Origin of the sequence: Pseudomonas sp. KB_15, from assembly GCF_052114525.1 — a bacterium.
GTDB lineage: Bacteria > Pseudomonadota > Gammaproteobacteria > Pseudomonadales > Pseudomonadaceae > Aquipseudomonas.
In genome coordinates this window covers 1-12,626 of the sequence record NZ_JBFREX010000077.1, presented here as the reverse complement: position 1 = coordinate 12,626, position 12,626 = coordinate 1, and the positions used below count along the sequence as shown (strand labels likewise).

Annotated in this window: 12 protein-coding genes; 6 read left to right on the top strand and 6 right to left on the bottom strand. The window is 59.3% G+C overall.

Annotated features, from left to right (window positions below):
* Positions 1–176 precede the first annotated feature (176 nt).
* Entirely contained in the window at positions 177–371 is a 195-nt protein-coding gene (locus AB4Z35_RS29100; protein WP_442101037.1) for a hypothetical protein, read from the top strand.
* Positions 372–426: 55 nt separating this feature from the next.
* Positions 427–612 carry a hypothetical protein gene (locus AB4Z35_RS29095; protein ID WP_442101036.1) on the top strand — a complete coding sequence of 62 codons (186 nt, stop codon included), beginning with the start codon at positions 427–429 and terminating at the stop codon, positions 610–612.
* A 200-nt stretch (positions 613–812) separates the two neighbouring features.
* Here AB4Z35_RS29095 and AB4Z35_RS29090 read toward each other — a convergent pair whose 3' ends face one another.
* A complete protein-coding gene (locus AB4Z35_RS29090) occupies positions 813–1,085 on the bottom strand; it encodes a hypothetical protein (protein ID WP_442101035.1) in 273 nt (90 codons plus the stop codon).
* A gap of 499 nt (positions 1,086–1,584) precedes the next feature.
* On the opposite strand from AB4Z35_RS29090, the gene AB4Z35_RS29085 reads away from it, so the two are divergent.
* Positions 1,585–1,908, top strand: a complete 324-nt coding sequence (locus AB4Z35_RS29085; protein ID WP_442101034.1) for a low molecular weight protein tyrosine phosphatase family protein — start codon at positions 1,585–1,587, stop codon at positions 1,906–1,908.
* A gap of 56 nt (positions 1,909–1,964) precedes the next feature.
* Here the strand turns inward: AB4Z35_RS29085 and AB4Z35_RS29080 are convergent, their stop codons facing one another.
* The 5 genes from AB4Z35_RS29080 to AB4Z35_RS29060 all read right to left on the bottom strand — a co-directional run bounded on the left by AB4Z35_RS29080 (position 1,965) and on the right by AB4Z35_RS29060 (position 8,759).
* Positions 1,965–3,443, bottom strand: coding sequence for a DUF1254 domain-containing protein (locus tag AB4Z35_RS29080; RefSeq protein WP_442101038.1), 1,479 nt, complete (start codon positions 3,441–3,443; stop codon positions 1,965–1,967).
* A gap of 349 nt (positions 3,444–3,792) precedes the next feature.
* Complete coding sequence (locus AB4Z35_RS29075; protein WP_442101033.1) at positions 3,793–4,698, bottom strand: transporter; 906 nt, start codon at positions 4,696–4,698, stop codon at positions 3,793–3,795.
* 159 nt (positions 4,699–4,857) lie between these two features.
* On the bottom strand, positions 4,858–5,649 hold the full coding sequence (locus AB4Z35_RS29070) for a hypothetical protein (protein WP_442101032.1): 792 nt from the start codon (positions 5,647–5,649) through the stop codon (positions 4,858–4,860).
* Between the two features lie 115 nt (positions 5,650–5,764).
* Positions 5,765–7,258, bottom strand: coding sequence for a DUF1254 domain-containing protein (locus AB4Z35_RS29065; protein WP_442101031.1), 1,494 nt, complete (start codon positions 7,256–7,258; stop codon positions 5,765–5,767).
* Between the two features lie 46 nt (positions 7,259–7,304).
* Positions 7,305–8,759, bottom strand: a complete 1,455-nt coding sequence (locus AB4Z35_RS29060; protein WP_442101030.1) for a DUF1254 domain-containing protein — start codon at positions 8,757–8,759, stop codon at positions 7,305–7,307.
* Between the two features lie 606 nt (positions 8,760–9,365).
* Between AB4Z35_RS29060 and AB4Z35_RS29055 the strand changes: the two genes are divergently transcribed.
* The 3 genes from AB4Z35_RS29055 to AB4Z35_RS29045 all read left to right on the top strand — a co-directional run bounded on the left by AB4Z35_RS29055 (position 9,366) and on the right by AB4Z35_RS29045 (position 12,396).
* Positions 9,366–10,724, top strand: a complete 1,359-nt coding sequence (locus AB4Z35_RS29055; protein ID WP_442101029.1) for an MATE family efflux transporter — start codon at positions 9,366–9,368, stop codon at positions 10,722–10,724.
* Positions 10,725–11,018: 294 nt separating this feature from the next.
* The gene (locus tag AB4Z35_RS29050) at positions 11,019–11,690 is read left to right on the top strand and encodes a phosphoribosyltransferase (protein ID WP_008000776.1); all 672 of its coding nucleotides are present in this window, start codon (positions 11,019–11,021) and stop codon (positions 11,688–11,690) included.
* 136 nt (positions 11,691–11,826) lie between these two features.
* On the top strand, positions 11,827–12,396 hold the full coding sequence (locus AB4Z35_RS29045) for a YceI family protein (protein ID WP_442101028.1): 570 nt from the start codon (positions 11,827–11,829) through the stop codon (positions 12,394–12,396).
* The last annotated feature ends 230 nt before the right edge of the window (positions 12,397–12,626 follow it).

Sequence of the window (12,626 nt, the reverse complement as noted above, 5' to 3'; positions counted from 1 at the left end):
ACGTCAGGCAGGCCGCGTCAGCTGGACTCACGACTGCTTCGCAGCCGAACGCAGCCTCGCGGGCTCGGCAGCTGCTACAAAGGGTGTCGCGGCTGAAATTGCTTGACTGACTGGCATTAGGATCACCGGCTGTTCGGGGAGAACCTTTTGAACAGCAAAGCCCGAAGGGATGAGCCATGCTACAAAACGACCGCGACAATCTGGAGCTCGACAAACTGCAAGTCGAAATCCGAAGGTCCATGGCCGAAACCCGAAAACTCACGGCAGAAGAGCGCAAGCTCAGGCAAGAGACCTTCTGGTACCCGATCGCGGTGGGGGCTGGTACGGTGACCGCTATCGTCGCCGCTGTCAGCCTTTGGGCGAAGTTTTGAGCATTCGTACTCGCCACAGCAGACACGACTCGTGACCCACACAGGAAGTAGCAGTATGTCCACACAACATACGAATCAATCCAGCATTGAACAACTGCACCGCGACGTTGCAGCTTTTGCCGAAGAGATGCGTAGACCCGCCCCGAACGCGATCCGCTCTGCTGTGGTGCCGTTCAGCATCGGTGCCGCCCTGGCTCTGGCAATCTTTGCCGCCGCCGTCATAGTCGTCCGACTGCTCTAGTCTCTTGTCTTCCCTCCGATCTCGGGTGGGTGTGTTGTTGCTTTACACGAATTGAATCGAGCACCGCACGTCGTCATCGGCTGTCTTTGAAATACAAAACGCCCGATGTGGTGCATCGGGCGTTTGGTTTAAACAGGTGAAATCCTGTTTCAGGACTAGACCAAAAGAAGAGCACAGGCGCCTTTGTCGCCCGTTTTCATTTACTCCGCTGCTTGTGCTCGCAACCGCCGCCCAATCACATCCATCAAATCACAACCATCCCGCAACGGAATGACCAGCAGTTTGGAAAAGTCCGACAACACCACCGTGTCGCAACCAATCTCGGCGCGATAAGCAATGTTCTCCAGCACCTGCGTTACCGTGCGAATGCGGTAATCCGCCATGGCTTGCAGGATGTCGAGTGGGGCTTCGGTATCAATGAGCAGGGAAGCCGGAACCAGGTCGATTCCGGTGAGAGGCATATATCGATTCATTTTGAAGATCTCTATTTGATTGGCTTAAGCCGACACTCAGTCGTCGCCAAACGAATGGGTGGCAGCTGTGCGCAGGTTGGCGAACCGGCAATAGAGAAAACCGGCAGACCCGAGGGTCTCCCGCGCACAGCCGCCATAACAGCGGCTTTGCGGGTGCGATGATACCTGCAATGAAGCGGATAGCCTTCGCATTCTCTATGATCAGGTCGCCAAACCCGAATTGCCATTTGGGCGACGGGGCTGACTATAGGCCGCATGGAATCAGCGAGGAAGGTGAGGGATTCCGAGCTTTATGTAGGACCTGTGATGATGAAACCTCAGACCTTTCATGTCTCTTTGTTGAAAATTTAAACACAGAGCAGCAGCGATAATTTGCAGTGCTCTCAACCCCGCCAACCGCCACGACCCAAGGTAGCTGACGGCAGGCCCCATCTGCTTCAACATAAAACAGTGTCCCATTCCCACCTCGGGGCACGAACACTGTCTGGAGTCATCCGATGTGAACGTTCTCTTCATCTGCAGCCAGAATCGGCTGCGAAGTCCGTCGGCCGAGCAACGGTTCGCTGATTGGCCCGGCGTGGAAACTGCTTCAGCAGGTGTCGACTACGGGGCTGTTGTTCCCGTGAGCCCTGAGCTGCTGCAGTGGGCTGATTTGATATGTGTGATGGAGCCGATCCATCGACAAAAACTGATGGCGCGATTTTTCTCCGATCTGGCAGGCAAACGTCTCGTCTGCCTGAACATACCTGATGAGTTCCAGTTCATGGAGCCTGCGCTGATCAAGCTGCTGGACGCGAGTGTGACGCGGTATTTGCCTTCCTGATAAAGGGCAGCCCCCCGGAAAATGCCGGGGGGCTGTGCGATCTGGCGCGCCCGGTTCTATTTCGATACCACGATGCCTGCTGGCTTCCACGTTCCTTCGCCAGCCGGCAGGATCGAAGGCGGTGTCTCCTTGGGCCAGTAGAGGCGCATCACCAGGTAAATCGGACCGTCAGGGGCGGGCAGCCAGTTGCCTTCCAGTGCCTTGCCGGGCGAGTCCCGCTGAATGTAGAGGGTGAGCGCCCCGTCCTTGCTTTTCTTCATGCCGGGCAGCATGGGCGAGTTCAGCAGGTAGCGGTCGATCGGGTTCTTGATCAGGAGCTGGGTCTTGCCGTCGTACATGGTCACCGACCAGAAGGCGTTCACCGGCGGCAGCTGCCCGGCGGGGAAGGTGAGCGTGTAGTTGTGTTTGCTGCCGTCCAGTGGCTTGCCGAGCGCTGTGGTGCGGGTGATGGGATAAGTGGCTTCCACTGCATCATTGCCGTAGATACCGCCCTTGGCCGCGCCCGCGCGCATCAGCCAGTTGCCGTTGTAGAAATGACGGTCGCCAAAGAACGAACCGATGTTCCAGCCATTGACGTCCTTGAGTCCGCCAGACAGCCACTTGTCCACCTTTTCGTCGCCTTCCTTCATGCCGAGCAGGACGGCGGCCTTGTGTTCAAGCGAGAGATCCTTGAACTCGAAGCTCTTGCCCGGCCCGATGCCGATTCGCGCGATTCGRGCCCGAATCTCCCTGTCTTCCGGCGTTGGCGGCACGTACTGGAGCGCGGCATCGAGGTACTCGAAGAAGTTCTCCTTGATCCCCTCCTTGGTGGTCGCAGGGAAGTTGATGACCGGCGATGCAGGCGGCGCCGGTTGTTTCAAAAACGCCGACAGCGGCTGGACTTTGTAGCCCGACTGCACCTTCATCACGTTCGGCATGTCCTTGGGATTGAAGAGCTGGGTTCGATAGCCAGCGACCGTGAAGGGGGTTGTCGAATGAAAGACCTTGTTGATGCCCGGTGGCGTTGACCCCTTCCAGTCAGGCCCGACCACCAGGTAGTTGCCAGAGCCGTTCCCCGTGGCGCGGCTGCCGATGTAGCCGTAGTTGTAGGTATTGCCGTCGATCAATTGCACCGAGTAATAACGCTGCTTTTCGACTGCCGGTACCGTGAGCACCATTGGCTCGGTGCGCAGGTCCATCCAGAGGAAGGAGTAGGGGGTGTCGCTGTTGGGTGTGACGATGGCCGTGTCCCGGTAGGTGAACACGCGGGGCTCGTTCTTGATCTGGTTGAAGGGTGCCTTGAACTGTGGACCGTTCTTGTCCACGGCGTACTCATACATCACCGCATAGTTCATGACGATCGGCAGTCCGTAGATGAAGGCTTCCTCGGCGATGGCCTTCGTCTCGGTGAGGCTGGGTGCGGCGATGCCCCTGGCTGCGTCGGCTTTCCCGGCCTGGGCCACGGGATCGTTCTTGCCGGCACAGCCTGCAATCAGAGCCGCCGAGGCAGCAGCGATTGCGATCCATTTCATGCAGGTTGAATATTCCGGTTTCATCATAGTGTTGCTCCCGTCACCACAGTCCTCTCTGCCCTGGATGTCCTGATCAGCGATTGGATGCGCCGAGGGCTCCAGCTGGTTTACTGCCGCATAGGAGCATAGGTCATTTATCGGAAACAGCAGGCAGCGGGTTCATGAGGCCCACCGGGCACCGCATTCGGCGCCCGTTACCACGCAATACTGAATCTCAGCGCTGATGCGCATTGCAACTTGCCGAAATTAAAGATTCACCCCCGCTCCCGGCCTGGGTCGCTGGCCGGGCAGACGAGCTGCCCGGTTGTCAGCAGTGCACCCATGAACGTAATACCTGATCGCATCCATACAAAGGGCATAGATCAGCATTCCATTACCAGGCGTATTGCAAGCGCAAGGTCCAGGTCTCCACATCAGGTGAGCCGCTGCGCTCCGACACCGTATCGGAATATGCCAGCAGACCACCGAACTGGGGCGACAGCATGAATCCCATGCTGGCGCCGAGCAGGCCGTTTTCCTGTTTGTTGTCTTGCCAGTCCCCATTGATCCTGGTCTCGCCACCGCGGCTGTAGGTCGCGTCCAGAGAGGCCCAGAGTGCACGGTTGAAGGTGTAGCTGTAGTGCCCCTCAACGGCGTACAACGGCTTCTGCTCGAGTTTGCCATTACCCTGGTAATCGTTGTTGTCGCCATACAGCGAAACGTAGCTGTTGAGCTCCAGCCACGTCGGGCCGATCGGCGTGCCGAAGGCAACTTCCGGCTTGAACGCCCAACGATTGGAGCCGATATTGATCACCCGATTCTTGTTGTAATCCCCTGTAGGCGCGGTGATCCAGAGCGCTCCTGTGACAAAGGTTTCCGGGGTCCAGTTGGCGAATTCCTCTTTGGTCAGCGCGGGGCCACCAAAGAGGTTGTGAACCAGTACGAACTGGGTATCGGCCATGCCGCCGTTGCGCTTCGTGCCGTTGAAAAACCGTGCATTGTCGAAAGAGGCAGAAACATCAGCGTAGGGTTGCAGGATCTGGATCGCACTGTTGCGCCCATCAACTGCAAATGAGTGGGCGTAACGGGCGATATACAGATCGGCATCCAGCGACAGACCATCGAGCGGCAAAGAGGTGTCGATGGGAGTGTTGGTCTTGATTCGATTGTAATAGCCGAACACCATGTCCAAGTCGGTCGGCAAGTTTTGCCAGTCTCGAGCATTGTCGGCGAAACCGGGCATGGGGGTCAGCGCCAGGGTGGCGACGCTGAAACAGCCCAGTCTTGAGAATGAACCCATTGTGTAGCTCCTTGTGGCGGTGAACCTGCTGCTCTTGATTTTCAGGTTTACCGGGGGGCAGCAGCGGATGTTTCCATTCACCATTGGCGACTTCCGGCTAAGGCAGACAGCTGCGTAACACGCCATGAAATCGACCTTTCAGTGCCGGTAAAAATACCCTTATTTTCCAAAAGTGACGTTGATACCGGCGAACAGGGTGAACTGCGGTAGACCGTCGCCCTTACGCTCTACAGTCCATTGCGGCTCAATGAAAGCGTTGAGAATATTGCTACCGGATTTCCACGCCTTGCCCAGACCCAGCCCGATGGGGATGTAGTGGGTGTCGTTTTTCAGGTCGTAGGTCCAGGTGCCGGTCGAACGCAGGTACCAGCCTTTCTCCAGGTTGTGGATGATGAACGGCTGGAAAGTCGCTGACTCCACGTGTGGTCGGTCGTGATCGCCGGCGAACGAACTCTGGTATTGAACCAGTGCGCCAAGCAGCCCGCGTGGCGAAGCGTCGATGGCGATGGCGGAAAGTCCGGCCTGCCATTTGCCAGTCCCCAATTCGTCTTGCCCTGCGGTCGGCGCGGTGATTTGCGGGCCGACACCCAACTGCACGCCTTCGGTCTTGAGCAGGAAAATGTCGAACAGGTTCAGGTCGCCGATGTCGGTGCTGTAGCCGTTCTGCGGATCGGGGCGGGTGCTGACGGGGAGGGTGACGCGCAGTAGCTGCGGGACGCCGATGAAGTCATTCGCAGCCATCGGCAGCGCGCCACGCAACAGGGCATCGTTGGTGTGAGCGTTGGTATCGAACAGCTTGGGTGTGTAGTAATCCTGAAGGTTGACGCCAGGCGCCAGGTTCAGCGGGTTGTTGCTTTTATTGGCTGTATCCGCGTTATCCGCTTGTACGCATACTGCGAGCGGAGCCAAAGTTGATAAAAATATGGCTCGCGCAAGAAGATGTCTGCTCATGAATATTGTCCCAATCAAAGCGGTTTCGGCATCTACGTAAGAGGCGCTTGGCGTGTCGCTTGCTGGCTTGTTCGCATTGCCCCTCGTTTAGTAACGGGGCAATGCGAGGCCATCGTTACTGTTTAATCAAATCACTGGGCTTCCAGCTCTGATCGAAAAACGCTTGCTTGGGGCCATACAAACGCACAATCACCAGGAAGCCTTTGCCCGGTACGGTACGAATCCAGTTTTTGCCAGTGCCCGGTGATTCCGGGCCGAAATAGATGTCGGTCGAGCCGTCGCCATTCGGTGCCGGTTTATCCATTTGGTTGAGCGACGGGAACGGTTGGCCGTTGTCGAGCCCCGAGGCGGTGAGGTTGTCGTAGGCGGTCACTGACCAGAACAACGCCGCCGGCACATTGGCGGGCAGGTTGAGCTTGTAGGTGTGGGCGCCATCGAGGAACTTGCCATCGGCATCGCGCGAGGTGGCAGGATACTTGGCCCCGGCACCGACCATGTTCATCACCATGCCCGGGCTGTCGGAGTAGGCTGAAGTGAAAAAGGCCACGCGCTGTTCCAGGTTGGTGAACGTGCCGCTGGACTGGAACTCGGTGTTCTCCCCGGCGAAGGTGTTCACGTACTGACGGTCCTTGTAGTACAGGCCGCCCGGTTCGTTGACCAGCAGATTATTGCTGACCACCTTGCTCATCTTGAACGCGGTGCGCGCCGCGTCATCCAGCAGCTTGCGCCGCCCGGCATCCGGGGCGAAGGTCCTGCCCTTTTCGATGCCGATGGTGTGCAGGAAGCCGCGCATGTCCATGTCCGCCGGATCCACCGCCTCAGCCTCGATGAAGCGTGAGAGCAGGTCGAAATAACGGCCGTCCTGGGGGAACAGCATGTTGATCGGTGCTCCGGTGGCATCGGGGAATTGCATCGCCAGGGCTGAATCCTTCTTGCCCAGCGGATAGATCTTCGTGCGCTCGACTTCGGCAACCGGCGTGCTCAGGTCTTTCGGGTCTTTGAAGAAGGTGCGCCAGAACAGGAACACGTTGTTGGTGCGCGAACGGTAGACGTAGCCCTCGGTGGGTTCCGGACCGGTATAGCCAGGGGGCAGCAGCACATAGGTGCCGCCCTTGCCCTTGTCGGGGCCGGCCAGGCCGACATCGCCGCGCCAGGTCTTGCCATCGATGGTCGGCCCGACAATTGGCCGCTGGAAGAAATCATCGAACATCCCCTGCACGCCGGGTGGTGCTTCGACCACCAGCGGGCCGTACTTTTCCAGGTCCAGATAGCTCATGGCGTAGACCAGGTCGGAGTTCGGCGTGGTCACCAACGTCTTGGCGTTGATGCGTTTTTTCCAGGTCGGCAGAATGTTGTAGCCGGCACCGAATTGTTTCTCCGACGCTTCCTTCATCGACCAGATGTTGATGGCCGGCAAGGCCCACAGATACGACTGCACGGCGCGCTGGAAAATCAGCTCGTCAGTCAGGCTGCGGGCGGTGGCCTCGGTCGGGAAACCGTTTTCGAAGGGCTGGTTGGCCAGTTCCTCGTAACGCGACGCGGCATCGGCGACGCCGCTCAGAGAGACCGCCACTGCCAGGGCGGTCAGGGTATTACGCAAGCTGCTCATGGGATGTCCTTATGTGGCGCAGATTGAAGGTGATGCAGGCACAGCCTCAGTTGAGCTTGACCACGGCTGGCGGTGTCCACTGGCCGTTCATCGCGGCAACTTCGGGCCAATAGGCTCGAACGTAGAGCGAGAAGTCGGCGCCCTTGGGCGCGGGCAGCCAATTGCTTTCCTTGTCGGCACCCGGGGACTCGCTCTGCACGTACAGGGTCAGCGAACCGTCGGCATTGGGTTTGAGCGACTTGTTCTTGGTGCCGAGGGAATAGCGGCCCAGCGGGTTTTCCGCGAAGAAGTGTTGCTCGTTATACAAGGTCAGTGACCAGAAGCCCTTGACCGGCGGCAAGGCGTCCTTGGGGAATGTCACGCTGTAGCGCCGGCCGCCATTGAGGCGCGCGCCGGACTGATCCAGGTCTTGATAGAAGTACTTGGTCTCGATCTGTTTGTTGACGAAGATGTTCGAGCGGGCAACCGCCGTGCGCAGGAAGTAATCGGTGCCGAACGCTGCGCCGTTGTCGATGGTGCTCCAGTGATTGGGCAACTGCTTGCCATAGTTGCGGAACTGCAACAGCGGCTTGACCACCTCGGCGTCGGACTTTTGCGCCTCGTCGATCATGGCCTTTTTCAGCTCCGGATCACGCTGGGCGATCTGTGCCAGTACCGACAACTGCGCATAGCGTGCTTCTTCGCCGGGCAATGGCTTGGCGTCCTTGAGAATCGCCGGCAGCTCATCGAAGAATTTTTCCGGGAGCACCCAGCGGGTTTCTTCAGCGCCTGCCGCTTCTGCCGGAAATTTCGGCGATTTGCTCCAGTCACGCTGCTTGAGTTTGCCGTCGTATTTGGACACCGGGTACATATCGATGCCGGACAGGTACGGCTGAATCGCCTTGCGATCCTCGCTTGTATCGTCCTGGAACACCCGTGGAATCACGAAACCGGTGTTGGTCTTTGCGCGGAAAACCTGAGTGATGCCCTCAGGCACCTTGCCGTTCCAATCCGGGCCAACCAGCAGGTAGAAACCGGGTTTGGTGCCGTACATTTTGCCCAATTCGGCAAAACTGTCGGAGCGCAGATCCACGACCTGATACACCCAGAACCGGTCGCCGAAATCCGGTACCTGCAAGACCACCGGCTCGAGATCCAGCGCGATGCTGCCGGCGCCGTAGACCACGTCCTGGTTCGGACAAGCCACCAGGCGTTCCCCCGGCGAGATGTAATCGGTGAGCATCGACAGATGATTGATCGGCGCCACGGGCACGATGCCGCCCATCAGGCCGGCTTCCGGCAGGTCCTTGAACTTCTGCCGCCGGTTATAGATGTTGGCCATCGGCCAACCCCAGAAATACGCCTCGCGCGCCATCATGCGCACATAGGTTTCGGTCACCTTTACATCCGCTTCAGGGCCGGACACCTGAGCCATCGGCTCACTCTGTGCCTGCACGCCAGCCGCCCCGAGAAACACCGCCGTCGCGAGCAGGCAGCAGGCAAATAGAGGAGTCTTGTTCATGAGGGAGCGTCCTTGCTTTGGAGTTTTCGAGAGACTTGACTGGATAGCAACCAGACCGAAAGAAAATCTAGCAGACGAATTTGATTCGACCAGCAAAAGGCATGAGGACAGGGGTTTTTTATTTCTTTTTTCACTAGGCTAGAGCCCCGGATGACCATCATGCTGACCTGAAAGCCCGGTCAATTCCGGGCGTTCAGTGGGCCTCGCAGTGAAGCCTCAGGGATCATGCGGTGGGATGACCGGACGCTTGCAAACATCGTCTTGAAGTCTGCGTTGCTACGTAAAATCTATCCTGCGCCCGCAAACGCCGACCAGTCTCGTCACGATAGGCAATGTTCTCCAACACCGGCGTCACCGGGCGTATGCGGTACTCCGCCATGGCTTGCAGAACGTCGAGCGGGGCTGGCTATAAGCGGCATGACATCAGCGGAGCAGGTGAGGCATTCCGAGCTTTGTGCAGAACCCATAGATGATGAAACTTCAGATCTTCCACCTCGCGTCGCTGGAAATATAAACACAGACCTGAGATGTTCATTACCCCCTGGTTTTGACTCACCGAAGCCATCGTCAATCAGCCCTCCCGCCGTCGAGATGGACCTCTATCCAATGCAAACCCCGAACCCTCAACGCCCCCTCTGGAAAACCTACCTGCTTTTCCTCGCCCCGATGGTCCTGTCGAACTTCCTGCAATCCATGTCCGGTACCGTCAACAGTATCTACATCGGCCAAATGCTCGGCACCCAAGCCCTGGCGGCCGTATCCGGCATGTTCCCCATTGTTTTCTTCTTCATCGCCCTGGTCATCGGCCTCGGTGCTGGCGCCGGGGTGTTGATCGGGCAGGCATGGGGCGCGCGGGAGACGCATCTGGTGAAGGCGATTGCCGGGGCAACGTTGTTGTTGGGGCTGTTGATCGGGTTGGCGGCGGCGGTGGTGGGGAGTGTGTTTGCGCGGTCGGCGTTGGTGGGGTTGGGGACGCCGGGGGATGTGCTGGACGATGCGGTGGCGTATGCCCATGTGATGTTGTGGATCATGCCGTCGCTGTTGGTGTTTGTGTTGTTCACGCAGTTGTTGCGCGGGGTGAGCGATACGTTGTCGCCGCTGTTGGCGCTGGTGGTGTCGACCATTGTGGGGTTGGCGCTGACGCCGGCGTTGATTCGCGGGTGGATCGGGTTGCCGCCGATGGGGATTCAGAGTGCGGCGTTTGCCGGGTTGGTGGGTAACCTGGTGGCGATGGGGTTGTTGGCGTGGCGGCTGATTGGCAAGGGCCATCCGCTGGCGCCGGACCGTGAGTTCTTTGCGGCGATGAAGCTGGACATGGCGATTCTCGGCAAGGTGTTGCGCATCGGTTTGCCCACCGGGTTGCAGATGGTGGTGTTGTCGCTGTCGGAGTTGGTGATTCTGGCCCTGGTGAACCGGCACGGTTCCCAGGCGACGGCGGCGTACGGCGCGGTGACGCAGATCGTCAATTACGTGCAGTTCCCGGCGCTGTCGATTGCGATTACCGCTTCGATCCTGGGGGCGCAGGCGATCGGGGCCGGGCGCATCGAGCGCATGGGGCCGATTCTGCGCACGGGGTTGATGATCAACGTGTGCCTGACCGGTGGTCTGGTTGTACTGGGTTACTTGCTGTCGCAGTGGTTGCTGGCGTCGTTCCTGACCGAAGAGGCGACGCGGAGCATGGCCCGGCACTTGTTGCACATCATGCTCTGGAGCCTGTTGGTGTTTGGTTTCCAGGCGATCATCGGCGGCATCATGCGCGCCAGCGGCGCAGTGATGGTGCCGGTGGCGATTTCCATTGTGTGCGTGGTGGGCGTGCAGTTGCCGGCGGCGTATCTGCTGGACGCGAAGTTCGGGCTGCAAGGGGTGTGGATGGCGTTTCCGGTGGCGTATCTGGGGATGCTGGTGCTGCAGACGTTGTATTACAAACTGGTGTGGCAGCATCAGAAGATTGAGCGGTTGGTGTAGGCGGGACGCGGCGGGAGGGGCATGCTGTTCACTGAAGTTCACCACAAAAGGACGGTGTGACTGAAAAAGACAGGCGCCGCGACACCCTTTGTAGCAGCTGCCGAGCCCGCGAGGCTGCGTTCGGCTGCGAAGCAGTCGTAAAATCAGTCATTGCGGTACGTCAGGCAGGTCGCGTCAGCCGGACTCACGACTGCCATGCAGCCGAACGCAGCCTCGCGGGCTCGGCAGCTGCTACAGATCGCATTACCGCATAACTGACTGGCATTAGGCGTGATCGCCTGGGGAGGTTTTCAAATGAGCCCCTTGTCCCATTCCATCCTGCAAGACCGGCCCGCGGCCGGGCGGCGTTTGATTGAGCCGCTGCTGCCTTACGCACATCGCCCCGACGTCATCGTTCTGGCCTTGCCCCGTGGCGGCGTACCGGTGGCTTATGAGGTGGCCACGGCGCTGAAGGTTCGCCTGGACCTGATGCTGGTGCGCAAGCTCGGCGTGCCGTCCCATCCGGAGTACGCCATGGGGGCGATTGCCAGCGGCGGTATCCAGATTCGTAATGAAGAGGCACTGCGGGTGCATCCGATTGATCGCGCCGCGTTCGACGCCGTGGTCGAACGGGAAACCCGCGAACTGCTGCGCCGCGAGAAGGTCTACCGCGGTACGCGGCCGTCCGTGCAGCTCAAGGATCAGGTGGTGATCCTGATCGACGATGGGCTGGCCACCGGTGCTTCGATGAGGGCGGCGATCCAGGCGCTGCGGGTGCAGGCGCCATCGCGCATCGTGGTGGCGGTGCCGGTGGCACCGATCGAGACGGCGCAGGCGCTGCGCGGCGAGGTGGATGAGCTGGTTTGCCCGCTGCTGCCCGAGTGGTTCACTTCGATTGGCCATTGGTACATGGACTTTTCCCAGACCTCGGATGCCGAGGTGATCGAGCTGTTGCAGCGGGCGTGGCAACGCGGGGAGTGCGGGTAGCGCTGACGGCCATCGGCAGGTGGTCGCAAATCTCCGTGTGAAGTGGAATAAAAGCCGGTTGTTTGCTTAAGTCATCTGATGCCACCCCTCGTGTGCGGCACGCCAACTCAAGACGGGAGCCCTCCCGGAGAGTGCCATGAACCTTAGATCCGCGCGTTGCGTTGTTCTGGCCGGCACGTTGGTGTTCGGCCCGGTGCCGTTCGCTGGAGCCGTGGAATACAAGGATGTGAACGCCAGGGCCAGTACATTGAGTTTCACCTATGAGCAGATGGGTTCGAGAACCTACGGCACCTTCGGCAAGTTCAAGGCCAAACTGGACTTCGACACCGATGACCCCAGCGCCGCCCATGCCGCGCTGACCATCTACCTGAAGAGCATCGACGCCGGCAGCAGCGACGCCAATGCCGAGCTGCAAAAGCCGGCGTGGTTCGACACCGCGACTTATCCGCTGGCAACCTTCGAGTCGACGTCCATCAAGGCCATGGGCAATAACCGCTACACCATCACCGGCAAGCTTTCCCTGCGGGGGCTTACTCGGGAAGTGAGTGTACCGGTGCTGCTGAAATCGGAGAGCGCCATCGGCATCTTCGAGGGCCAACTGGTGCTCAAGCGTGACGACTTCAAGATAGGCGAGGGCGAGTGGGCGGACAGTGTGGTGTCCAACGAGATCAATATCCGCTTTCGGATGGTGGCGCCGCAGCGGTGACTGGAGACCCCAATCGCGAGCAAGCTCGCTCCCACAGTGGTTTTGTGTCGTACACGGGATTTGTGCTCGACACCGGTCAATGGTGGGAGCGGGSTTGCTCGCGAAGGCGGACTMRCAGCCGACGAMGAGGGTGGCTGACATACCGCCATCGCGAGCAAGCTCGCTCCCACAGTGGTTTTGTGTCGTACACGGGATTTGTGCTCGACACCGGTCAATGGTGGGAGCGGGST